Annotated in this window: 20 protein-coding genes; 3 read left to right on the top strand and 17 right to left on the bottom strand. The window is 62.9% G+C overall.

Features of this window, described 5'->3' with window-relative positions; translation table 11 throughout:
- The first annotated feature begins 25 nt into the window (after positions 1-25).
- A complete protein-coding gene (locus tag FIV35_RS04285) occupies positions 26-940 on the top strand; it encodes a LysR family transcriptional regulator (protein ID WP_034139657.1) in 915 nt (304 codons plus the stop codon).
- On the opposite strand, the gene madM is transcribed toward FIV35_RS04285, so the two are convergent.
- The 17 genes from madM to pilG all read right to left on the bottom strand — a co-directional run bounded on the left by madM (position 937) and on the right by pilG (position 19,120).
- Positions 937-1,701, bottom strand: coding sequence for a malonate transporter subunit MadM (gene madM, locus FIV35_RS04280; protein WP_034139907.1), 765 nt, complete (start codon positions 1,699-1,701; stop codon positions 937-939). The genes FIV35_RS04285 and madM overlap by 4 nt on opposite strands.
- Positions 1,702-1,706: 5 nt before the next feature.
- On the bottom strand, positions 1,707-2,099 hold the full coding sequence (madL, locus tag FIV35_RS04275) for a malonate transporter subunit MadL (protein ID WP_034139658.1): 393 nt from the start codon (positions 2,097-2,099) through the stop codon (positions 1,707-1,709).
- Positions 2,100-2,166: 67 nt separating this feature from the next.
- Positions 2,167-3,072 (bottom strand): malonate decarboxylase subunit epsilon, encoded by a 906-nt coding sequence (gene mdcH / locus FIV35_RS04270; RefSeq protein WP_034139659.1) that lies wholly within the window; start codon positions 3,070-3,072, stop codon positions 2,167-2,169.
- Positions 3,069-3,665: a malonate decarboxylase holo-ACP synthase gene (locus FIV35_RS04265; protein ID WP_034139660.1), complete on the bottom strand. Its 597-nt coding sequence runs from the start codon at positions 3,663-3,665 to the stop codon at positions 3,069-3,071. The genes mdcH and FIV35_RS04265 overlap by 4 nt, the downstream gene beginning before the upstream one ends.
- Positions 3,659-4,429: a biotin-independent malonate decarboxylase subunit gamma gene (gene mdcE / locus FIV35_RS04260; RefSeq protein WP_034139661.1), complete on the bottom strand. Its 771-nt coding sequence runs from the start codon at positions 4,427-4,429 to the stop codon at positions 3,659-3,661. The genes FIV35_RS04265 and mdcE overlap by 7 nt, the downstream gene beginning before the upstream one ends.
- On the bottom strand, positions 4,426-5,268 hold the full coding sequence (locus tag FIV35_RS04255) for a biotin-independent malonate decarboxylase subunit beta (protein ID WP_034139662.1): 843 nt from the start codon (positions 5,266-5,268) through the stop codon (positions 4,426-4,428). The genes mdcE and FIV35_RS04255 overlap by 4 nt, the downstream gene beginning before the upstream one ends.
- Positions 5,261-5,560 (bottom strand): malonate decarboxylase subunit delta, encoded by a 300-nt coding sequence (locus FIV35_RS04250; RefSeq protein ID WP_034139663.1) that lies wholly within the window; start codon positions 5,558-5,560, stop codon positions 5,261-5,263. The genes FIV35_RS04255 and FIV35_RS04250 overlap by 8 nt, the downstream gene beginning before the upstream one ends.
- The gene (locus FIV35_RS04245) at positions 5,560-6,393 is read right to left on the bottom strand and encodes a triphosphoribosyl-dephospho-CoA synthase (RefSeq protein ID WP_034139664.1); all 834 of its coding nucleotides are present in this window, start codon (positions 6,391-6,393) and stop codon (positions 5,560-5,562) included. The genes FIV35_RS04250 and FIV35_RS04245 overlap by 1 nt, the downstream gene beginning before the upstream one ends.
- Positions 6,394-8,064 carry a malonate decarboxylase subunit alpha gene (mdcA, locus tag FIV35_RS04240; protein WP_034139665.1) on the bottom strand — a complete coding sequence of 557 codons (1,671 nt, stop codon included), beginning with the start codon at positions 8,062-8,064 and terminating at the stop codon, positions 6,394-6,396.
- Between the two features lie 281 nt (positions 8,065-8,345).
- A complete protein-coding gene (locus FIV35_RS04235; RefSeq protein WP_034139666.1) occupies positions 8,346-8,765 on the bottom strand; it encodes a hypothetical protein in 420 nt (139 codons plus the stop codon).
- Entirely contained in the window at positions 8,743-9,126 is a 384-nt protein-coding gene (locus FIV35_RS04230) for a polymorphic toxin type 44 domain-containing protein (RefSeq protein ID WP_052199019.1), read from the bottom strand. Before FIV35_RS04230 ends, FIV35_RS04235 begins: the two co-directional genes overlap by 23 nt.
- 267 nt (positions 9,127-9,393) lie before the next feature.
- Positions 9,394-9,849, bottom strand: a complete 456-nt coding sequence (locus tag FIV35_RS04225; RefSeq protein ID WP_034115350.1) for a chemotaxis protein CheW — start codon at positions 9,847-9,849, stop codon at positions 9,394-9,396.
- On the bottom strand, positions 9,842-15,661 hold the full coding sequence (locus FIV35_RS04220; protein ID WP_034139667.1) for an Hpt domain-containing protein: 5,820 nt from the start codon (positions 15,659-15,661) through the stop codon (positions 9,842-9,844). Before FIV35_RS04220 ends, FIV35_RS04225 begins: the two co-directional genes overlap by 8 nt.
- Positions 15,662-15,714: 53 nt before the next feature.
- The gene (locus FIV35_RS04215) at positions 15,715-17,766 is read right to left on the bottom strand and encodes a methyl-accepting chemotaxis protein (protein WP_034139668.1); all 2,052 of its coding nucleotides are present in this window, start codon (positions 17,764-17,766) and stop codon (positions 15,715-15,717) included.
- Positions 17,763-18,287, bottom strand: a complete 525-nt coding sequence (locus tag FIV35_RS04210; protein WP_034139669.1) for a chemotaxis protein CheW — start codon at positions 18,285-18,287, stop codon at positions 17,763-17,765. Before FIV35_RS04210 ends, FIV35_RS04215 begins: the two co-directional genes overlap by 4 nt.
- A gap of 12 nt (positions 18,288-18,299) precedes the next feature.
- Positions 18,300-18,665: a twitching motility response regulator PilH gene (pilH, locus tag FIV35_RS04205; RefSeq protein WP_034101258.1), complete on the bottom strand. Its 366-nt coding sequence runs from the start codon at positions 18,663-18,665 to the stop codon at positions 18,300-18,302.
- Between the two features lie 47 nt (positions 18,666-18,712).
- Positions 18,713-19,120, bottom strand: coding sequence for a twitching motility response regulator PilG (pilG, locus tag FIV35_RS04200; protein WP_034101259.1), 408 nt, complete (start codon positions 19,118-19,120; stop codon positions 18,713-18,715).
- Between the two features lie 238 nt (positions 19,121-19,358).
- On the opposite strand from pilG, the gene gshB reads away from it, so the two are divergent.
- The gene (gene gshB, locus FIV35_RS04195; RefSeq protein WP_034139670.1) at positions 19,359-20,330 is read left to right on the top strand and encodes a glutathione synthase; all 972 of its coding nucleotides are present in this window, start codon (positions 19,359-19,361) and stop codon (positions 20,328-20,330) included.
- 329 nt (positions 20,331-20,659) lie between these two features.
- On the top strand, positions 20,660-21,565 hold the full coding sequence (locus FIV35_RS04190; RefSeq protein ID WP_034139909.1) for an energy transducer TonB: 906 nt from the start codon (positions 20,660-20,662) through the stop codon (positions 21,563-21,565).
- The last annotated feature ends 26 nt before the right edge of the window (positions 21,566-21,591 follow it).

The raw sequence follows: 21,591 nt of genomic DNA, 5'->3' as shown, positions 1-21,591 counted from the left end.
GCCCTCGCGAACCCGAGCCACGGCCATGCTGATCGACGAAGAACTCACCCTCAAGAAACTCGAAATCTTCCTGGCGTTCATGCGCACCGGCAACCTCACCCGTGCCGCGGCCGAGCTGCAGACCAGCAACGTCAGCGTGCACCGAGCCATCCATTCCCTGGAAAATGCCCTGCGCTGCCCGTTGTTCAAACACGAGGGGCGCAACCTTACGCCGCTGGAAAGCGCCTACGTATTGGAGGAGCGTGCGCAGAAACTGGTGGCCGACGTGGTCGACAGCGTGCGCCTGACCCGCGAAGCCGCCGGGTTCTCTGCTGAGCGTTTCAAGTTGGGCTCGCTGTATTCGCTGACCGTCAAAACCGTGCCGCAGTTGATCATGGGCCTGAAGATCCGCCGCAGCGAACTCAATATCGACCTGATCCTCGGCTCCAATTTCGACCTGCTCTACAAGCTCAAGAACATGGAGGTGGACGCGATTCTCATCTCTCTCGACGAACACGCCAGCGACCCTGACTGCGAGCAGATCGAGCTGTTCTGCGACGATATTTTCCTCGCCACACCGGCCGACTCGCCGTTCGACCGCGAACAGCAAATCGACCTGACGGACGTGCGCGACGCCACCTTCATCACCCTCACCCAAGGCTTCGCCACCCATCAGGATGGCAATCGGGTGTTCAAGCAGGCGGGGTTCGAGCCGAAGGTGGCGATGCAGGTCAATGACATCTTCACCTTGCTGAGCATGGTCAGTTCAGGCGTGGGCTATGCACTGTTGCCGGGGCGGATTGCGGCGGTCTATGAGAACCGCGTGAAGCTCATACCGCTGCAACCGCGCTATCGGTTGCAGCAGCATATCGGCGTAGTGTTTTTGAAGGCCAAGGAGCGCGACCCGAACTTGCTGGCGTTGCTCGCGGAGTGTCGGATGTATGCCAATCGCGGTAGTTAACCGGCAAGCCCACGCACAATCAGAAACAACAGCGACGGGCCCAGCAAGCACCCCAGCGCGGTGTAAAACGCCGCGGTCAGGCAGCCATAGGGCACCAGTTTCGGATCGGTCGCCGCCAACCCGCCGGCCACACCGCTGGAGGTGCCCATCAAGCCTCCGAAAATCACTGCGCTGCGCGGGTTGTTAAGGCCGATGAACGGCGCCACGAACGGCGTCAACACCATCACCAGGATCGCCTTGATCAACCCGGCGGCGATGGACAGCGCCATGACTTCGGAGCTGGCACCGATCGCCGCCCCCGTCACAGGGCCGACGATGTAGGTCACCGCGCCGGCACCGATGGTGGTCAGGCTGACCGCGTCGGTGTAGCCAAACCCGATGGCCACCGCCACGCCAGCGACAAACGAGGAGCCCACCCCGAAAAACAGCGCAAGCACGCCCACGAACCCTGCGCGCTTGAGCTCATCGACGCTCACGCCGAAAGCCGTAGCGACAATGGCGAAGTCGCGCAGCATCGCCCCACCCAGAAGGCCGATGCCCGACAACAGCGGGATGTCCACGACCCCCTTGGAGCCCCCGGTAAATGCTCCGCCCACGTACGACAGCACCAACCCCAGCAGAATAGCGATGGCCGAACCGTGCAAACGCCCTTTGGTAAAGGTATCGGAAAGCCAGTACGAGACCCACATGGTCAGGCCAATCACGGCGAAACCGCTGATCAGGCCGTAGCCAGTAATCACTTTCATCATGGATTCATACATGGCAATCACCCGGCTTCTTTAGTGGGAACGGTCGCGTTCGGCTCGCGATTGCCGATGCGCACCAGCACGGGTACCAGGGCAAAGCCCAGTACCACGGCCAACGTTCCAGCCAGTATCGCCATGGGGCCACCGCTGATGGCGCCATAAACGTTCTGCTGGGCGGCCATGGCCACCACAATCGGAATGTAGATTGCGGCCCAAAAGCTCACACCTTGCTCGGATTTGCCGGTAAACAACCCGCGGTTACCCAGATAACTGCCCAGGCCGATCAACAGCAGCATGGCAATCCCCACCCCGCCGACGTTGGCCGGAATGCCCATCCACTTGCCCAGCAGTTCACCGATAAACAAGCCGGTCAACGTACACAGCGCCAAAAACGCCACACCGTAAATAATCATTGTTGTTGTCCTCAAAGTGCTCGATCGAAATTGTTGTTGTTGTGCTTCGAAAGCCTTGGGTAGTGCTTTATCGGTGGCGGCGCTCCTCCTCTTCCAGCAAAGCCTGCAGAGTGTCCAGACGTGCTCCTTCGCAGGCGATCACCGTGCCTTGCTCAAACACCCGGCGCGAGAGGCCAGTGAGCACTGCGCCCGGTGGCAGTTCGATTTGCAAGCGCACACCGCGCTCGTAGGCGCTTTGCACAGTGCCGCGCCAGTCGACCACGCGGCACAGGTTGAAGGCCAGGTCGTCGCGCAGGTGTTCGGGGTTGTGAATCGGCCGCGCGCGGGTGCTGCTCAGGTAGGTGATGCGCGGCGCTTTGAGCGATACCTGAGCAAACGCTTCGGCCAAGCGCTGGGCGGGCTGCTCCAGCAGCGCGCAGTGGGACGGCACACTGACCGCCAGGCGCCGCGCGACGCCGTTACCTTTGATGCGTTCTGCGACACGTTGCATCGCCGCGTCGCTGCCGGCGATCACGGTTTGGTTATCGGCGTTGATATTGGCCAGGTACACCGGAGTCTGCGGCGTGTGGACCTCGGCCAGTAGCGCCTCGACCGTGGATAGCGCCGGACCGATCAACGCGGTCATGCCGTAGCCCTGTGGATAAGCCTGCTGCATCAATTCGCCGCGCAGACTGACCAGCCTGACCGCGTCGGCAAACTCCAGGGCACCGGCGACCACCGCCGCCGGATAAGCGCCGATAGACAGGCCGGCGACGTAATCCGGGGAGCGTTGCAACTGGCGTGCATGGCCCACACCGGCGATCAACAGGCACAGTTGCACGGCGCGGGTGCTGGCCAGGTCATGGGCTGAATCGAGCTGGCGTACATCTTCGCCCAGGGCATCGCTGGCTTCTTCCAGCACAGGTTCGGGCAAGGACTGGAGCATGCCTGCTCGCTGGGCACCCTGCCCTGGGAACACCAGCAGGCTGCTCATGCCACGGCCTGCCAGGGGTCGAGCACAAGGTGTGCGCCGCTGGCGGTCTTCAGCAGCACGCGGCGTGAGCCGCTGGCCCATTCGCGCAAGGCGACTGCGCCGAACGGGGTTTGCAATTGCAGATCGACGGGGCATACCGTCGTGTCCAGGATTGCCAGCAGGTCTTCAGCATCGGCGCGTTCAAGACGCTTGGGCGTACGCAGGATCAAATCCAGATCGCTTCGGGCATGCAAGGCTTCGATACCGGTGGCCAATTCAAACCCTGCGCTACCGCTGACGCCCCATGTCTCTTGCTCCAGTACCGAACGCAATTGAGCGAGCGCTTGCAGCGCGGGTAAATCCCGTGACGAAACCACGTCGCGCAGGGCTTCGGGGGCCACGCGCCGCTGCACCGCCGCCAGCGGCATCTCGGCGGCGAAACGCTGCTCACGCAAGCGTCCGCGCACACCGACCGCCACGTAACCCAGTTCGGCGATGGCACGGCGCACCACCACCGGGTGACCGGCGCTGATCGCGTCTACCGCCCAGGCCGGTGCATCGGCAGGCAGGTGCGCCGGGGTCATGCCCCAGAGCAGGTCATGGGCGTTCACCATTGCTCCCGCAGCAGTTGGCGCACATGGCTGGAGGCCGCGCGGTTCGTCGCGCCCAGGCGCCCGCGCAAATCGCTGCTGCCGACATCCTTGATCGCATTCACCAAGCAATTACTGACCCGCGCCACATCGTCCGCCGTGGGCTGTTCGATCCGGCTGACCGACAAGGTCTCCCACAGCAGGCCGAGGCTGGCATAGCTGTCGATGTCATAGGCCATGGGCGGCACGCTGGCGGCCAGGGCTTCGAGCTCCTCAACGCTGCGCAAGGTCACCCGCGCGGCCGAGACCTTGCCCATGGCGTGCACCATCACACCCGGGTCGCGCAGGGCGATCAGGCGGTTGGCCTGGTAACCGTGGGCAAGAAACGCACCGGACATGGCCTTGCCCACCAGCAGCGCAATCACCGGGTGCCCGGCCAGACGTGCACGGGCATAACTGTCGGCGGCAGCGGCCAGGGCCTGATGGATACCGAGGGCTTCTTCGCGACGGCCGTAGGCTTGGCTGGGCACATCAACGATGGCGATGATGGGGCGTTTGTCGCCACGGGCGTTGGCCTCATCGACGGCCTTGGCCAGCCCCCAGCCTTCGAGCAGGCCGACTTCGCCATTGCGCGCCCGAGGGAAGCGGTTTTGTACGTCCGTGACCACGGCAACAAAGCGCACCGGTTGCTCACCCAATACACCGTCGGCAACCCTCAGCGACTCCGGCAGACCGTCTACCAGTGGAGCGCCGGCGCTCAATGCGTTGAACCACTGCAACCCTCTCATGGGCGTTCTCCCTGATACAGTTCGCAAACCGCCGCCGGGACGATTTGCGCCGTGGTGTCCAGCTCAGTCAGGCGTGCGAGGTAGAAATCGACCTGCCGACTGCGCTGTTGAGCGGGCAAGCCTGCGTGCATCAACGCGGTGACGGTCTGTTGGATCTGCGCCACATCGTCGGCGACATAACGGTCGACCAGGCCACTGTTGAAGCGCTGCTCACCACCGGTCAGGCTCCAGATAAACGGCCGATCACGCGAGTCGTATTCGTCCAACCCGGCTTCCTGTTCGATCACCTGCGGGCCATTGAGGCCCAGGCGTGCCTCGCGGGTCACCACCAGATAGCTGCATAACCCCGCGGCGATGGACATACCGCCAAAGCAGCCAACGCTGCCGGCCACCACACCGATCACCGGCTGGTACTGGCGCAGGTCGACTATCGCCGCGTGGATATCGGCAATCGCGGCCAGGCCCAGATTGGCTTCCTGCAAGCGCACACCGCCGGTCTCCAGGAGCAGCACGGCGCGGGTGGGGATGCCGTTGCGGTTATCGCCGGCGGCCAGTTCCAGCGCACCGGCGATTTTTGCACCGCCGACTTCACCGAGGCTGCCGCCCTGGAAGTTACCTTCGATGGCCGCTACTACCACCGGCATGCCACCGATACTGCCCTTAGCGATGATCACCCCGTCATCGGCCTGGGGCACCACGCCCTGGCGGCCGAGCCAGGGCGACATGACCCGTTGAAACGGGTCGATCAACTCGCGAAAGGTGCCGGCATCCAACAGGGCCTTGGCCCGTTGCCGAGCGCCCAGTTCCACGAAGCTGTGTTTGGTCAGCAGGTCAGTCATGGTCGATCTCCTCGAAACCCTGTTCCAGGCGTAGACGCACCACGCCGGGGGTGGCACCGAAGTCATGGATATCAATGTGCATCGCCGGTGGCATCTGTTCTTGGAAGATGCGCTCGAAAAGGTGCTGCCAACGCTGTTCGGCACCGTTTACCGACGTTTGCACCTCAATGGTCAGCCGCCCGGGCGTGCCCGGTTCCAACAGCACTTCCAGGTCACCGGAGCCCACGCACCCGACCAGCGCGCGGCCTTTGGGCGGCTGCCCGGCGGGGAATTCAAAGGATAAGGTTTCCATCACAACGCTCCGTCGAGGCGGTCGATAAACAGGCAAGCGGCCAGCAAGTCGGCGGCGCCGCCAGGGGACGCATTCAGGGCCAAGAGTTGGTTGTCCAGTTCGTGTAGACGGCGGCGGCCGGCCAGGGTGGCGCTGCCGCCGGCGTCGAGCACCGCTTGGGCGCCGTGTTGCATGGTTTGCAGGCCTTCGGTGCCGGCGCGGTAAAGCACACAGGTGTCGGCCAGCTCGGTCATGATTGCGAGCAAGGCGTCCAGGCGCGCGTTCTGTTCACCGGCGTTCTGGCGGCGACTCTTGTGCAGTTGCGGCAAGCCGCGTTGGGTCACGGCGGGGAAGCCCAGCTGCGCTTCTTCACGGGCACCGCGTGCGCCGTAACGTTGCTCGACCTGGGCGCCGTGGCTCAGCGGTTGAGGTGCGTAACGATCGTTGAGCAGCGCTAAGCGGGCGGCGGTCAGCGTTATGGCACGCGGGGCCAAAGCGGCCGATGCGGTCAGCAAGCCGAGGGCCCAGATCGCACCACGATGGGTGTTCACCCCGCCGGTGGTGGCGAGCATGGCCTGCTCGCCATCGCGGCCAATACGACCGAGGGCTTCGCGCAGTGGCAAACCGACTTCGCCGAACTCAATCGCCGCTTCGGCCATTTCCTTGAACATCGGCCACAGCGACAGCGCCGACGCGTGCATCAGGCGCAGGTGCAAATCGCGGTGGGCGCCATTACCGCGACGGTCCACCAGCGCGGGTTTGGGCGACAGGTCGGCTTCGTCGATCAGGGCATCGACGGCCATATCCGCCAGGCGATCGGCCAGACTCAGTTCGTGCAGTTTGAGGGCGCGCATTTACCAGCTCCTGAATTTGGGGGGCGGGTTGTACAAGCCACCGGACCAGTCCACCAGGTCGGCCACGCTCTTGGCGGCCAATAGCTCACGGGTGGCGTCGGTGCGGCGGATGCCGAGGTCTTCGGGCAAGGCGATCAAGCCTTCGCGGCGCATGCGCGCAGTGTCTTTAGGGTTGTGACGCAGACCAATGGCCGTCACCCCGGCGACGGCGGCGATCATCGCCTGGCGCTCTTCCAGGGACCGCGCCTTATACAGGTAGGCGATGCCTTCTTCGGTGAGCAAGTGGGTAACGTCGTCACCGTAAATCATGATCGGCGCCAGGGGCATGCCGCTTTTGCGCGCCACCTCCACGGCATCGAGGGTGTCGACAAAGGTCGGTTTACCGCCCTCCTGGAAGGTTTCAACCATCTGCACCACCAGTTTTTTGCCGCGTTCGAGCAGCGCTTGCGGTGCGTCGCCGTGGCGCATATCCAGCCATGCCGGGGTGCCATGGCGACGGCCGCGCGGGTCGTGGCCCATGTTCGGCGCCCCGCCAAAGCCGGCAAGGCGACCACGGGTCACGGTGCTGGAATGCCCGTCGCCATCGACTTGCAGGGTGGCGCCGATAAACAGGTCCACCGCGTATTGGCCGGCCAGTTGGCAGACCATGCGGTTGGAGCGCATGGAGCCATCGCGGCCGGTGAAGAACACATCCGGGCGCGCGGCGATGTAGTTTTCCATGCCCAGCTCGGTGCCGAAGCAATGCACGCTGTCCACCCAACCGCTTTCGATGGCGGGGATCAACGTTGGGTGCGGGTTGAGGGTCCAGTTGCGGCAGATCTTGCCCTTCAGCCCCAGGGATTCGCCGTAGGTGGGCAGGATCAGTTCGATGGCGGCAGTGTTGAAACCGATACCGTGGTTGAGCGACTGCACGTTGTGTTTTTCGTAGATGCCCCGAATCGCCATCATCGCCATCAGCACATGCACGGGCTTGATGTGGCGGGGGTCGCGGGTGAACAGCGGCTCGATGTAGAACGGCTTGTCGGCCACCACCACAAAATCCACCCAACTGGCGGGGATGTCGACACGGGGCAGGTCGGTGACGTCGTCCACCAACTGGTTGACCTGCACGATCACAATGCCATCGCTGAAGGCTGCGGGCTCGATCAGCGCGGGGGTGTCCTCGGTGCTGGCGCCGGTGTAGATATTGCCGGCGCGGTCGGCCATAAAACCGGCGGAGAGTACGACGTTGGGGATCAGGTCCACCACCAGTCGCGCATAGAGTTCGATGTAGGTGTGGATCGCACCGATTTCCAGCATGCCATCTTCGAGCAACTGGCTGATGCGCAGGGATTGGGTGCCGGCAAAGGAGAAGTCGAGCTTGCGCGCGATACCTTTTTCAAACAGATCCAAGTGCTCGGACCGCCCGACACTGGGCATGATCATGTGCAAATCGTGGAGTTTGGCCGGGTCGGCTTTGGCCAGGGAGCGGGAGAGGAAGTCGGCTTGCTTTTGGTTGTTGCCCTCAAGCACCACACGGTCGCCGGGGAGGATCAGCGCCTCCAGCGCTTGCACGATTCTGTCACTGGGCAACACCGCCCCGTCTGCATACTGCTTGACCCGCCCGAGCCGCCGTAGCTTCTCGTCGCGCCGCCGCGTCCAGCGCGAGTCGGGGGTTATTGTTGTTGTCATGGTCGCTCCACGGGTTTGCTGTCGTGGGCTGTACCTTAGGAGCGATTCAGGGGGCCATCAATCAAGCTGGGCGGCGAACCATTACGGCTGGAGTAATGGAGTATCAGTAAAGGCTTGGCCGAGCCAAAAGAAAATCTAAATGTGGGAGAGGCGCTTGCCCCCGATTGCAGTAGGTCAGCTAAGTGATGTATCAACTGACACTCAGCCATCGGGGGCAGGCCCCCTCCCACATGTGCTCAGTGGACCCAAAATCTTGCAGGAAAAATCCGAAGCCCCCAGGCCTACAGCGTCATATCAATGCTCACCGCCCCCAAGCCTTCAAGCGGATAGCTGCGGTATTCATAAACCTCCCCACGAACAATGAGATGGAGAGCTCCATCCTTCTGGATCACTTGGACATCAGGCTCTTTGGTTTTTAGAAATGGATGTGCCGAGACCAATGTGGTGAGTATCTCCTGATCATTACCCAGATCCTTATGCACGTAATACCTGTAGGAAAAGCCTACTGTCGTGCCACCCTGCCCGTCACGTGCGCCGTAAATTGAGCTGCCGTTGCCCAAGGAGTGCTTGAGTACCACCTCATCCAACTCCGGTGTACCGGGACTCATCAACCAACCAACGCCCAAGTACCCGAGACACACCACCAGCAGCCCATTGAGCAAGACCTGGACCGGCCACTTAATACCCTTGAGCTCTGGCATATTCGATGCCCTCCTTGATCCAGTGCTGGTCGCTATGGTCATCGCCATAAGGCGCATCACCCCACCAGTCTCCAAACTCCGGCCGAGATGTCCCCGCCGTTTTTTGCGCAGCACCGGCTGCTCTCAATAACACGCCTTCAGGAATCCCCAACACCGTACCGGTAACCCCATAGTTAAAGTTACCGAACGCCTCGTACTCGCGACTGTTCTGTTTGTAATCCCAAGAGCCACGCCCTCTGACTTGTGAATAAAACCATGAATAGGTGAACGCCGAACCAGGCTTCAAATGCATCCTGCGGTTGTTGGCCAGGGCGATATTGTCTTGCAGCGAAACGCCTGGGGGCATTGGAGGGACAGCCATTTGCGAATCTTTGCTGATGGGGTTGAGCGTCAAAAGCTAGCACTCAAAAATCAACAAAAACGCCGAGGCCGTACTTACAGAAATTTCAGGCAGCCATTCGATCCAAGCCTTACGTATACCCGGGCCTCAGGCAAAGTGCCCACGACTTGTAACAGGCAGAGCATCGGGAGCCGCCGATGATTGAGCGGTTTGCGCGGATTGAGTGAACCTTACAGGCTGTGGGAGGGGGCTTGCCCCCTCCCACATTGGTCTTCACAGGTTTTAGAGTCAGGCCAAGCCTGACTCGACCAGCAAGGCTTCCAGCCCCATCAAATCCGGCACCTTCGCCACATGTTCGCCCACCTGCACCGCTGCCAGCTCCAGCGGGCTGAGCGGCACGTCCACGTAGCTCAACTCGCTGTCGAGCTTGTACGAGCGTGGGATGCCTTGGATCACCAGGGCGATGAACTTCAAGGTTGGCCGCCCGCCCAGGGCATTCAGCACCACGATGCGTGAGCGTTCGCCGACGACAAGGGCTTCGCCGCAAGCAGCTTCAAAGCTGATCAGGGGGATTTGCCGCTCACGCCAGGTGACTTGCCGCAAGTACCAGGGCGGGGCGTCGCTGGCCGGTTCGCCGCGTTGGAAGTCGATCAGTTCGGCGATGGCGACGTTGGGCAGGATCAAATGCCGGTCGGCCAGGGGCAGCAGCAAGCCGGTGACTTGGCTGGCGCGGTGGTCAAGCATGGGACTTGCTCCAGTAGGCGATGCTCTCCAACAGCACCGACTCCTGGTACGGCTTGCCCAGGTAGTCGTTGACGCCGATGGCCATGGCGCGGTCGCGGTGTTTCTGGCCGGTGCGCGAGGTGATCATGATGATCGGCAGGCGCATCAGCCGTGGGTCGTTGCGCACTTGGATCGCCACTTCGAAGCCGTCCATGCGGGGCATTTCGATGTCCAGCAGCATCAGGTCCGGGGTGTGTTCTTCAAGCACAGCCAGAGCGTCGATGCCGTCCTTGGCGGTGAGCACGCTCATGCCGTTGCGTTCCAGCAGGCGGCTGGTGACTTTGCGCACCGTCACCGAATCGTCGACCACCAGCACCAGCAGCGGGCGCTTTTTCAACGGGTCGTTGAGGATCAGCGGCGCATCGCTCGCCTGGGCCGGCAACACCGGTGGCCGGGCGCGGATATGCGCCAGCAGGTCGATGATCAGCACTACGCGACCGTCCCCCAGAATGGTCGCCCCCGACACGCCTTTTACCCCGGCAAATTGCGGGCCCAGGCCCTTGACTACAATCTCGCGCGTACCGGCCATGGCGTCCACATGCACCGCCACATGCCGCTCATTGCACTGCACCAGCAGCACCGGCACCGGCTGGTACTGGCCCAGCAGTTTCGGCCGCGCGACGGTGTGCAGCAGGTCGCCCAAGTAGAACAGCTCATAGCGCTGGCCGGCATATTCGTAGAACGGCGGGTCCTGCTGATAGTGGCCCGCCAGTTCATGGGGCAGCACACGCACCAGGCCCTCGATGGTGTTGAGCGGGATCGCGTATTGCTCGTCCGCGCACTGCACCATCAAGGCACGATTGACCGACACCGTGAACGGCAGGCGGATGCGAAAATGTACGCCCTGCCCTGGCGTCGAGTCGATCACCATCGAGCCGCCGAGCTGGCGCACTTCTTCATGCACCACATCCATGCCCACGCCACGCCCGGAAATCTGGGTGATTTTTTCCGCAGTGGAAAAGCCCGGTTGCAGGATGAACTGCAACACGTCGCGGTCGCTGATCTCTTGCTGAGGGCCCAACAGGCCGCGCTTGATCGCCTTGCGCCGCACCGCGTCCAGCGGCACGCCGGCGCCGTCGTCGCGCATGTCGAAAATGATATCGCCGCCTTCGTGGGTCAGGTCCAGGGTGATGCGGCCCTTCTGCGGTTTACCGGCGGCCAGGCGCACCTCCCGAGATTCCAAGCCGTGGTCGACGGCATTGCGCAACATGTGCTCCAACGGCGCCACCATGCGCTCCAGCACGTTGCGGTCCATTTCGCCCTCGGCATTGCCGACGACGAACTCGACATCTTTGCCCAACTCACTCGCCACCTGCCGCACGATGCGTTTGAGCCGTGGCAGCATGCGTTCGAACGGCACCATACGGGTGCGCATCAGGCCTTCCTGCAACTCGGTATTGATGCGTGCCTGCTGCTGCAACAAGTTGTGCGCATCCTGGTTGCGCCGCTCCAGGGTTTCCTTGAGGTCGAGCAAGTCCGAGGCCGACTCGAACAACGCGCGGGACAGCTGTTGCAGTTGCGAGTGGCGGTCCATTTCCAGCGGGTCGAAGTCTTCATAGCCCAGGCGCTCAGCCTCGACCTGTTGGCGACTGAGAATGCGGCCCTGGGTTTCGGTGTCCAGGCGGCGCAATTGGTCGCGCATGCGCTCGATGGTGGTTTCCACCTCGTTGAGGGCGACACTGGCATCGTTGATCTGCTGCTCGATGCGCCCGCGGAAGATCGAGGTTTCGCCGGCCAGGTTGACCAGATCGTCGAGCAGATCCGCCGAGATTTTCACCGTATCGGCGGCCGGGTCCACCGCCGCCTCGGCCTTGCCCGCCGGCAATGCCACCGGTGTCGGCGATTCGTTGCTGGGGTGCACCAGGCTCTTGATGCGCTCGATCAGTTTGTCCACCGAGCCCACCGGCAAGCCGTCGGCCACCGCGTCGATCATCTGCGCCAGACGGTCGTGGCAGCCTTGCAGCAGCGCGAACAGCTCCGGGCTCGCAACCAGTTGGCCAGCGGACAACCCTTCGTAGAGAAACTCCAGTTCATGGGCCAGGTCGCCAATCGGGCCGATCTCGACCATGCGCGCGCCGCCCTTGAGGGTGTGCAGGTCGCGCAGCAGGGTTTCGACCTCCTGGCGGCTGCTCGGCTCGGCCTGCCAGCGCAGCAGCGCGGCGCCGGAGCTATCAAGGATGTCGGCGGCCTCTTCGAGGAAAATCTCCAGCAGTTCCGGGTCGGCGCTCGATGCTTCCACCGCCGGCGCCGGGGCCGTGGGGGTGCCGTTATGACGCAACGCCCGGACCTTGGCGACCAGTTCCGTGCTGTCGCTCAAGGGCTGGTGCTGGTGCAGCTCTTCCAGTTGCAGCGCCAGCCGTTCATGGCTGGCCATCAACACCTGTGAAAGTTCGTTGGAGTAGTTGTAGCGACGGTCGACCAGGCCTTCGTAAAGGCATTCCAATTCGTGGGCCAGCTCGGCCACTGCGTCGATCTCGGCCATGCGCGCGCCGCCCTTGAGGGTGTGCAGGTCACGCTGCAACGACGACAACGGCGCCATGCTCTCGGGCTCCAGCAACCAGCGCTTGAGGGACTGCCCGGCGCTGTCGAGGATATCCACCGCTTCTTCCAGGAAAATCTCGACGATCTCGTCGTCCACAGTGGTGGCGTGATCCAACTGCCGCGTCGCCGCGCCCAGCTCGGCGATGCTCGGCGCACGGTCGCCCTGGTGGGTAATCAGGCCGGTGGCGGACGGATCGAGGGCTTCGTCCAGCAGCTCGCGCAAGGCGTGTACCCGGGCCGGTGCGGGGCTGATTTCCTGGCCGGCGGCGAGCTGGTCGAGCATGTTGATCAACGCGTCATGGGCCTGTTCGGCCTCTTGGAAAAACCGTGCGCTGACTGCCAGGCTGCTTTCTTCCACAGCGCCGTACAGGTCGAGCAAGGCTTCGCAGAGTTCGTCGATGGCATGCAGGTCGGCGTGCTGCGCGCCTTCGCCGAGGGTGGTCAACTCATCCAGCAAGGCCGTGAGTTCCTGGCGTTCGCCGGGGTGTTGCTGCCAGCGTCGCAGCAGGTTTTCGGCGTCGAGCAGGATGTCCATGCCCTGGGCCAGGAAGTCAGCGATCAGTTGCGGATTGCGCTTGATGCGCAGGCCGGCGGTGGGCGCATCGAGCAGCGCCTGGAGCTGGCGTTCGAGCAACTGTTGGGTGCGAGCGATCAGGTCCGCCGCGCCTTTGATCGGCGCCAGGGGGTTGCTGTCCAGCTGGCGCAACCCACGCTGGAACAGGCCTTCGGCTTCCAGCAGCAGTTCCACTTCATCCAGATCCAGCGGCAGGCGGTGAGCCTTGTATTCGCGGGTCAGGTGGTCGAGCGGCCGCGCCAGTTCGGCGATGGGCGACACACCGGCCATGTAGGCACTGCCCTTGAGGGTGTGCAGGGCGCGTTGCAGTTCATCGCTGACTTGCAGCGGCACATGCTCGGCGGCCTGCTCCAGGAAGTGGTTGAGGCTGTCGAGATGGCTCTGGGCTTCGTTGCGGAAAATCTCCAGCAGCATCGGGTCATGGGCTTCGGCGGACGCCACCGCGGCACCGCTGGCCAACCCATGGGCACGGGCGGCCAGGGCGTCGACTTCATCGCGCTGGCGTTGGGCGCCCTGGGCAAAATCGTCGATCAACTCCGGCAACAGTGCCACGGTTTCATCCAACACCTGTTGCACCTCGGGGCCCAGGACCACGCTGCGCTCCAGTACGCGGTTGAGCAGGTTCTCCACCGCCCAGGCCAGCTCCGCCAGCACCAGGGCGCGCACCATGCGGCCGCTGCCTTTTAGGGTGTGGAACGCGCGGCGCATCTCGCCTTGGGCGGTTTTATCCGCGCTGTTCGGCAAATAGCGGTGCAGCACCTCAAGGACTTCCTCAGTCTCTTCGAGGAAGACCTCACGCAGCTCGTCGTCGATAGGCGCTTCGTCGGCGGGCGGCGGCAACAGGCTGCCGGGGCGCTGCAACGCGGGAGGGTTGAGGCGCGAGGTGGGGCTGGCCAATGCGTCGAGTTGGGATTGGTTGGGGGCCGTGTCGGTGGAGAGTGCGCCGTCCGGTGCGACCAGCGCCTGGCGCCACGGTTTTTCCTCCGGCAGGTATCCGAGGGCAGCCAAGCCCTGGGTGGCCAGTTCCAGCACCCGTTCGCCTGCTGCATCCGGGTCTTGGAGCATGCGTTCGAGGTAGTACTCCAGGCTGCTGATCACGTCGGCGAAGTGCGCCAACTGCGTCTCGCTCGGCGGCTGTTCGTCGATCATCAACTGCGCATCCACGTAATCGCTGCAACCGCGCATCAGGCTGGCCGCCCGTGGCAGCGGGATCATGGCCAGCGCGCCGCGCACCTGGCTCAGCAGTTCTGGCAGGGATTCCAGGCGTTGGCGGTCCCAGTCGGCTTCGAGGCAATCGATTACCAGTTCTTTGGCCTGGCGCAGGCACTGGCAGGATTCGCGGATCACCAACTGGTGGATCTGGGTCAGATCGGTGGTGGGCAAGCGGCTTTCTTCGCGGCTTTCCGGCTCAACGGTTCCGGCCATACCGGCCAACGTGGCTTCGACATACAGCAACGCGCCGGCCACATCCATCAGCACCGCATCGTCTGGTTCGCGATGCCCCTGGGCCAGGCTCAACACCACGGCGAGCTGGTCGATGATCACTTTGCGCGGCTGGCCGAAGCCCAGCACCGCCAGGGTATCGGCGATCTGTCGCAACGGCGCCAGCAGCGCCTCAAGGTCACTGGCGTGCTGACGGTCGCTGCGCACGAACAGGTCCAGACGCTCCTTGACCCGCACCAATTCCTCGCACAAGGCGCCGAGTACCGACCCCATGGCATTGCGATCGGGCCCGGCCATGCGCGCGCGCTCGGCATCCACCACAGCGCTGTCGGGCAAGGCTTCGTCCAGGCCGTAACGTTCTTTCAGGCTCTGCATGCGCGGCGTCGGCCGGGTGACCTTGGCGACATAGAACAGCAGGCTTTTGAGTAACTCATCCGGTGCCGGTTGGTTGATGCCGTTGATGCCTTGGGCCAGCAGGCGCTTGAGTTGCTTGTCGCTGGCCTTGAGCAGGCTGCGCAGCGCCGGGCTGTTGGCAATCACGCCAGTGAGCATGCCCTCGACCAGCGCCGAGGTCACTTGCCAGAGCGGCAACAGTGGCGCGCCCTGGCACAGCGCTTCGAGACGCGCGAACACCCGCGCCATGTCTTCCAGGTTGCTCGGGCCGTGATCTTCGCGCAGCAGCCCGACCAAGGCCTGTTGCAGCAGGTGGTGCCATTGGCGCAATTGGGTCGCCAGATCGGGCCCGGCGCGCTGGGCCAGGGCTTCTTCGGGTAAAGGTGCGATCGACAGCAGTTGCGGGCTGAACAGGCTGGTTTCCGAGAGCAGGCTTTCACCGCGCGCACTGCGCAGGTCGTTGAGCAGCGGCAGCACCACCAGCGGCAGGTCGCGGCGGGCGCTGTGTACGCGTTCGAGGTACAGCGGCAATTGGCCGAGAGCTTGTTGCAGCAAGCCGATGCTCTCCTCGCGCTGCCCCACCTGCCCGTCGCGCAGGGCCAGGGCCAGGGCCTCGATCTCCTCGGCCAGCAGCGCCGCGCCGTAGAACTCGACCATTTGCAGCGCGCCATGCACCTGATGGATACCAGCCAGGCATTCGTCGATCACATCGCCGTCGGCGGTTTCGACATAAGCGTCCAGCGCCGAGCGGGCGTGTTGCAGGGTCTCGGCAATGTCGCCCTTGACCCATTCGAGGGCCACGTAGTCGTGCCGGTCAACCATAACTGCTCCGCTTTGAATTCATGAGTTGCTGGTGTTCTTGAAACCTGTACCTATCAACTGTCGACCGGTTTGGGCGGCGGCAGGGTGAAGCCCGACACCGACCGGCGTAACTGGCTGGCCATCTTCGCCAGGTTACCGATGCTCTCGGCAGTGGCGGTGGAGCCCGACGAGGTCTGCGTGGTGATCTGCTGGATCACATTCATGGTCAGGGAGATCTGCCCCGCCGACGAGGTTTGCTGTTGCGCCGCGTTGGAGATGCTCTGGATCAGCGCCGCCAGGGTTTTCGACACGCCTTCGATTTCCTCCAGCGCCACCCCGGCGTCCTGGGCCAACCGCGCGCCGCGCACCACTTCGGTGGTGGTCTGCTCCATGGAGATCACGGCTTCGTTGGTGTCGGCCTGGATCGCCCGCACCAGGGTCTCGATCTGCCGAGTGGCGGCCGACGAGCGCTCGGCCAGGCGTTGCACTTCATCGGCCACCACCGCGAAACCACGCCCGGCATCCCCGGCCATGCTGGCCTGGATCGCCGCATTCAGGGCAAGGATGTTGGTCTGGTCGGCAATATCGTCGATCAGGCTGACAATATCGCCGATCTCCTGGGACGATTCGCCCAGGCGCTTTATGCGTTTGGCGGTGTCCTGGATCTGTTCGCGAATGTTGTCCATGCCATGGATGGTGTTGTGCACCACCTCATTGCCCTTGTTGGCGATTTCCACCGAGCGCTCGGCCACGGCCGAGGATTCGGCGGCGTTGGCCGACACCTGATCGATGGACTGGGCCATCTGATTGATCGCGGTGGACGCCTCGGCGATCTGCTGAGCCTGGTGCTCGGACGCCTGGGCCAGGTGCATGGCGGTGGCCTGGGTTTCCTGCACCGCGCCGGCCACTTGCCCGGCGGTGAGGTTGATGGTGGCCACCAGATCGCGCAGCTGGTCCACGGAATAGTTGATGGAATCGGCGATGGTGCCGGTGAAGTCCTCGGTGACCGATGCAGTCACCGTCAGGTCGCCGTCGGCGAGGTCTTCGATTTCATCGAGCAGGCGCATGATCGCGTTCTGATTGCGCTCGTTCTTCTCGGCGGTTTCGTGCAGTTGGCGATTGGTCTCGCGCACCATCACCAGGCCGATCAGGATGATCGAGGTCAGCGCCAGCAAGCCCAGCACATAGCCGCCGATGGTGTCGAAGCTGCGCCCGCTGGCCAGGTTCTCGAAACCGGTGGCCAGGTGCGAGGCTTCATCAAGCAGGGTCTGGGACAGGTTGAAGATATTGCTCGCCGAGGCGCGCACCTGGAACAACTGCGGCGAGGTTTCGAGGATTTCATCCACCGAGCCGGACACGAACTCGAACAACTCGGCGATTTCCGCCAGCCGCGCGCGGGCATCGCGGTCTTCAACCTGGGTGATGCGCAGTCCTGGGTTGCCGTTGAGCATGCCATTGAGCACCTGGCCGAAGCGGTTGGCGTCACGGCCAAAGGCGTCGGCGGCTTGCACAGCGGTTTCGTCGCCGGCCAGCACGGTATTGACCGCGCCCAGGATACGTTCGGCCAGCAACGATTGGCGCTGGGCCACGGCCACCTGGCTGGCGGGCGCGCCGCGCTGCAACAGGATTTCGACGACTTTTTCCGACTCCATCTGCAATTGCGGCACGGTTTCGGCCAGGGTCGCGGCCACTTGATGCAGGGACAGCACCGTCTGTTCGCTGGCCAGAATCGCGTCGGTGTTCTTCAGCAGGGCTTCCCAATCGGTCTGCACCGCGCGCATTTCGGCGCGCACGGCGCTGGGGGCGGCGGGCAGGCCGGTTTGCGGGTCGCCTTTTTTCAGGTAGCCCCAGCGCTGGGCAAAGTCGTTGCGCGCCTCGCCCAGCAGCTTGAACGCCGCGGCTTTGCCGGCGGCGGCCTCGGTGGCGTTCTTGGCGATACGTTGGGACAGCACGCGCAATTCACCGGCGTGGCCGATGTACTGCTTGTCGTAGGTGGACTGGGTATTAAGGTAGGCGAAGTTGGCGAACAACAGCATGATGAACACGATCAGCGCGATAAACAGCACAATGATCTGCGAGCGACTACGCGAGCCGGCCTGGGGTTTGACGGTGGTCGCGGTGGTCATGGGGCAACATCCATGAAACCTGGGGTCTGGGCCAGGGCGAACGGGCTAAAGACCTGCCACGACGGGTCACCGTCGAATTGCCCCTGAATAAACGGCGCGCCAGGCGCGGCGTTGGCCAATAAGGCGTCCTGTGCGAAATGCTGCATGCCCACCACCTCGTCCACCAGCAACCCAACAAACAGGTCATTGAATTCCACCACCAGCACCCGCCGTTGCTTGCGCGCCCTGGACAGCGCCTCGCCAAGGAACCCACCAAGGTCCATCACCGGCAATAAACGCCCGCGCAGGTTAGCCACACCTCGTACCCAGGCCTTGACCCCGGGCATTAAAGTGCAACGTGGCTCATGCAAAACTTCGGCGACTTCTCCCATCGGCGCCACGAACCAATGGCCGCCCACCCGAAAGCCGATCCCGCTCCAGCGCTGCAAGCCGGCCTCCTGGGAGGGCAGGTCGGCGGCCAGCAGGCGGCAGCGGCGGTCGATGTCCAGCAACAGCTCGAAGGCGGTTTGCGACTCGGTCATGATGGCGTGCCGTCAGCCGGCCAGCACCTTGTTCAGGGTGGCGATCAGGGTGTCTTCGTCCACCGGTTTGGTCAGGTAATCCTTGGCACCCTGGCGCGCGCCCCAGATTTTGTCGGTTTCCTGATCTTTGGTGGTGATGATGATGATTGGGATGCCGTTGGTTTCCGGCTCTTTGGACAGCTGACGGGTGGCCTGGAAGCCATTGAGGCCCGGCATCACGATGTCCATCAGCACGGCGTCGGGTTTTTCCTGGCGGGCCAGGGCCACGCCGTCCGCGCCGTTTTCGGCCTTGAGCACTTCGTGGCCGTGCTTTTCCAGCATGCCGGTGAGTTTGTACATTTCGGTCGGCGAATCGTCGACGATCAGAACACGTGCCATGGTTTTTCCCCGCTACATTGGTCGGCGCCGGCCCTTGTGAGGCGGCGTCAGTGTGCTTGTTCCACTGCGGCGAACCCAGGCACATAGGCCTTGATTGCACCCAGCAGTTCTTCCTTGCTGAAAGGCTTGGTCAAAAACTGATCGACCCCCACGATGCGTCCCTTGGCCTTATCGAACAGGCCGTCCTTGGACGACAGCATGATCACCGGGATCGCCTTGAACGCCGGGTTGTTCTTCACCAGCGCGCAGGTCTGATAGCCATCCAGGCGCGGCATCATGATGTCGACAAAGATGATGTGCGGGTGATGATCCACGATCCGCGCCAGGGCATCGAAACCGTCGATGGCCGTAATGACATCGCACCCCACGTTCTTCAACAGCGTCTCGGCGGTGCGGCGGATCGTTTTCGAATCGTCGATCACCATCACTCTCAAGGCGTTGGAATGCTGTTCCATATCTGCTCTACCATCGCCACAGCGAATCGGTTTTCGGTGTGTACGGCCTGACATTGCCCAAAATGAACGCCGCAAGCCTTGGAATTCAAGGGCTGCTGCGCCGTGGCAGCCTTTTTAGCACAGTCTCGGGGAGCAATCTATCGAGGCACTGGCCAGGTGGTTTTTCCTTGACCCACAACAGCGTCAGCGCCACTCTGACGCCACTTTTATGCGCCCCATTTGCTAGAGGAAATCCCCCATGAGCGTTCGCGTCGGCATTGTCATGGACCCTATCGCCAGCATTTCCTATAAAAAGGACAGCTCGCTGGCCATGCTCCTGGCCGCCCAGGCCCGCGGCTGGACCCTGTTCTATATGGAGCAGCGCGACCTGTACCAGGGTGAAGGCCAGGCCCGCGCACGCATGCGCCCGTTGCAGGTGTTCGCCAACCCTGAAAAGTGGTTCGAACTGCAAGACGAAATCGACAGCCCCCTGAGCGACCTGGACGTGATCCTGATGCGCAAGGACCCGCCGTTCGACATGGAATTCGTCTACTCCACGTACCTGCTGGAGCAGGCCGAACGCGACGGCGTGCTGATCGTCAACAAGCCGCAAAGCCTGCGCGACTGCAACGAAAAGCTGTTCGCTACCCTGTTCCCACAATGCACGCCGCCCACTGTGGTGAGCCGCCGCGCCGATGTGCTGCGTGAATTTGCCGCCAAGCACGGCGACGTAATCCTCAAACCCCTGGACGGCATGGGCGGCACTTCGATCTTCCGGCACCGCGCCGGCGACCCCAACCTGTCGGTGATCCTGGAAACCCTGACCGTGCTGGGTAGCCAGCAGATCATGGGCCAGGCATACCTGCCGGCGATCAAGGACGGCGACAAGCGCATCCTGATGATCGACGGCGAGCCGGTGGACTACTGCCTGGCGCGCATTCCTGCCGCCGGTGAGACCCGTGGCAACCTGGCCGCCGGTGGGCGCGGTGAGGCGCGGCCGCTGTCGGACAAGGACCGTTGGATCGCCGCCCAGGTCGGCCCGACCCTGCGGGAAAAAGGTCTGCTGTTTGTCGGCCTGGACGTAATCGGCGAGCACCTCACCGAAATCAACGTGACCAGCCCGACGTGCATTCGCGAGATCGACAACGCATTTGGCACGAACATCGGCGAAATGTTGATGGCCGCGATAGACGCGAAGCTGCAGGTGGCAAGCTCCAAGCGGCAAGTTTAAGGCCGACCGCGCCAAAGCTTGCAGCTTGTAACTTGTAACTTGTAACTTGTAGCTTGTCGCATGAAGCTAAAAACCAACATTGCGTTATCACGCCGAACCTCGAAATACGCGATGTTGGTTTTTATGTCCCGCCCGTCCGAAACGCATTTGGCACGAACGTCGGCGAAATGTTGATGGCCGCGGTAGACGCGAAGCTGCAGGTGGCAAGCTCCAAGCGGCAAGTTTAAGGCCGACCGCGCCAAAGCTTGTAGCTTGTAACTTGTCGCATGAAGCTAAAAACCAACATTGCGTTATCATGCCGAACCTCGAAATACGCGATGTTGGTTTTTATGTCCCTCCCGTCCGAGCTGCCCCCCGAACTCTCCCACAGTGGCGTGCGCCCGGCTGATCGGCTCGGTTTCACCCTGTTCCTGGCGGCGTTGATTCACCTGGCCGTCCTCCTCGGCGTGGGTTTCACCATGGTCGAGCCCAAGCAGATCACCAAGACCCTGGAAATCACCCTCTCCACCTTCAAAAGCGAAAAAAAACCCGAGAAGGCCGATTTTCTTGCTCAGGACAACCAGCAAGGCAGCGGCACGCTGGACAAGAAAGCCATCCCCAAGACCACTGAAGTGGCGCCTTTCCAGGACAACAAAGTCAATAAAGTCACGCCGCCGCCAGCGCCCAAGCCCGAGGTCAAACAGGCTGCGCCCAAAGCGGCCGTGACCACCGTCGCCCCCAAGCCGCAGAAAGCCCCGACCACGCGCGAAAAGACCAAGACCGAGCCGCAGCCCGAACCGGTGAAACCGGCGCCGACGTTCGACAGCTCACAGTTGTCCGATCAGATCTCCAGCCTGGAAGCCGAACTGGCCAACGAACAACAGCTGTACGCCAAGCGCCCGCGTATCTACCGCCTGAACGCCGCCTCCACCATGCGCGACAAAGGCGCCTGGTATAAGGACGAATGGCGCAAGAAGGTCGAGCGCATCGGCAACTTGAATTACCCGGAAGAGGCCCGCCGCCAGCAGATCTACGGCAATTTGCGCCTATTGGTGTCGATCAACCGCGACGGCACCCTGTATGAGGTGCAGGTGCTGGAATCCTCCGGCCAGCCGCTGCTGGACCAGGCCGCCCAACGCATCGTGCGACTGGCTGCACCGTTTGCGCCCTTTACCGGGGACTTGAACGATGTGGACCGCCTGGAAATCATCCGCACCTGGAAATTCGCCAGGGGCGATCGCCTTTCCAGCAACTGATCAGCGCTCACACCCGGCTTGTCAGT

Source organism: Pseudomonas rhodesiae, from assembly GCF_007858255.1.
GTDB classification, from domain to species: domain Bacteria; phylum Pseudomonadota; class Gammaproteobacteria; order Pseudomonadales; family Pseudomonadaceae; genus Aquipseudomonas; species Aquipseudomonas rhodesiae.
This window is presented reverse-complemented; position numbering and strand designations above follow the sequence as displayed.

Excerpts from the sequence above, each read along its gene's own strand:
- FIV35_RS04285 (WP_034139657.1), top strand. The coding sequence starts at position 26 with ATGCTGATCGACGAAGAACTCACCCTCAAGAAACTCGAAATCTTCCTG.
- madM (WP_034139907.1), bottom strand. The coding sequence starts at position 1,701 with ATGTATGAATCCATGATGAAAGTGATTACTGGCTACGGCCTGATCAGC.
- madL (WP_034139658.1), bottom strand. The coding sequence starts at position 2,099 with ATGATTATTTACGGTGTGGCGTTTTTGGCGCTGTGTACGTTGACCGGC.
- mdcH (WP_034139659.1), bottom strand. The coding sequence starts at position 3,072 with ATGAGCAGCCTGCTGGTGTTCCCAGGGCAGGGTGCCCAGCGAGCAGGC.
- FIV35_RS04265 (WP_034139660.1), bottom strand. The coding sequence starts at position 3,665 with ATGGTGAACGCCCATGACCTGCTCTGGGGCATGACCCCGGCGCACCTG.
- mdcE (WP_034139661.1), bottom strand. The coding sequence starts at position 4,429 with ATGAGAGGGTTGCAGTGGTTCAACGCATTGAGCGCCGGCGCTCCACTG.
- FIV35_RS04255 (WP_034139662.1), bottom strand. The coding sequence starts at position 5,268 with ATGACTGACCTGCTGACCAAACACAGCTTCGTGGAACTGGGCGCTCGG.
- FIV35_RS04250 (WP_034139663.1), bottom strand. The coding sequence starts at position 5,560 with ATGGAAACCTTATCCTTTGAATTCCCCGCCGGGCAGCCGCCCAAAGGC.
- FIV35_RS04245 (WP_034139664.1), bottom strand. The coding sequence starts at position 6,393 with ATGCGCGCCCTCAAACTGCACGAACTGAGTCTGGCCGATCGCCTGGCG.
- mdcA (WP_034139665.1), bottom strand. The coding sequence starts at position 8,064 with ATGACAACAACAATAACCCCCGACTCGCGCTGGACGCGGCGGCGCGAC.
- FIV35_RS04235 (WP_034139666.1), bottom strand. The coding sequence starts at position 8,765 with ATGCCAGAGCTCAAGGGTATTAAGTGGCCGGTCCAGGTCTTGCTCAAT.
- FIV35_RS04230 (WP_052199019.1), bottom strand. The coding sequence starts at position 9,126 with ATGGCTGTCCCTCCAATGCCCCCAGGCGTTTCGCTGCAAGACAATATC.
- FIV35_RS04225 (WP_034115350.1), bottom strand. The coding sequence starts at position 9,849 with ATGCTTGACCACCGCGCCAGCCAAGTCACCGGCTTGCTGCTGCCCCTG.
- FIV35_RS04220 (WP_034139667.1), bottom strand. The coding sequence starts at position 15,661 with ATGGTTGACCGGCACGACTACGTGGCCCTCGAATGGGTCAAGGGCGAC.
- FIV35_RS04215 (WP_034139668.1), bottom strand. The coding sequence starts at position 17,766 with ATGACCACCGCGACCACCGTCAAACCCCAGGCCGGCTCGCGTAGTCGC.
- FIV35_RS04210 (WP_034139669.1), bottom strand. The coding sequence starts at position 18,287 with ATGACCGAGTCGCAAACCGCCTTCGAGCTGTTGCTGGACATCGACCGC.
- pilH (WP_034101258.1), bottom strand. The coding sequence starts at position 18,665 with ATGGCACGTGTTCTGATCGTCGACGATTCGCCGACCGAAATGTACAAA.
- pilG (WP_034101259.1), bottom strand. The coding sequence starts at position 19,120 with ATGGAACAGCATTCCAACGCCTTGAGAGTGATGGTGATCGACGATTCG.
- gshB (WP_034139670.1), top strand. The coding sequence starts at position 19,359 with ATGAGCGTTCGCGTCGGCATTGTCATGGACCCTATCGCCAGCATTTCC.
- FIV35_RS04190 (WP_034139909.1), top strand. The coding sequence starts at position 20,660 with ATGTCCCTCCCGTCCGAGCTGCCCCCCGAACTCTCCCACAGTGGCGTG.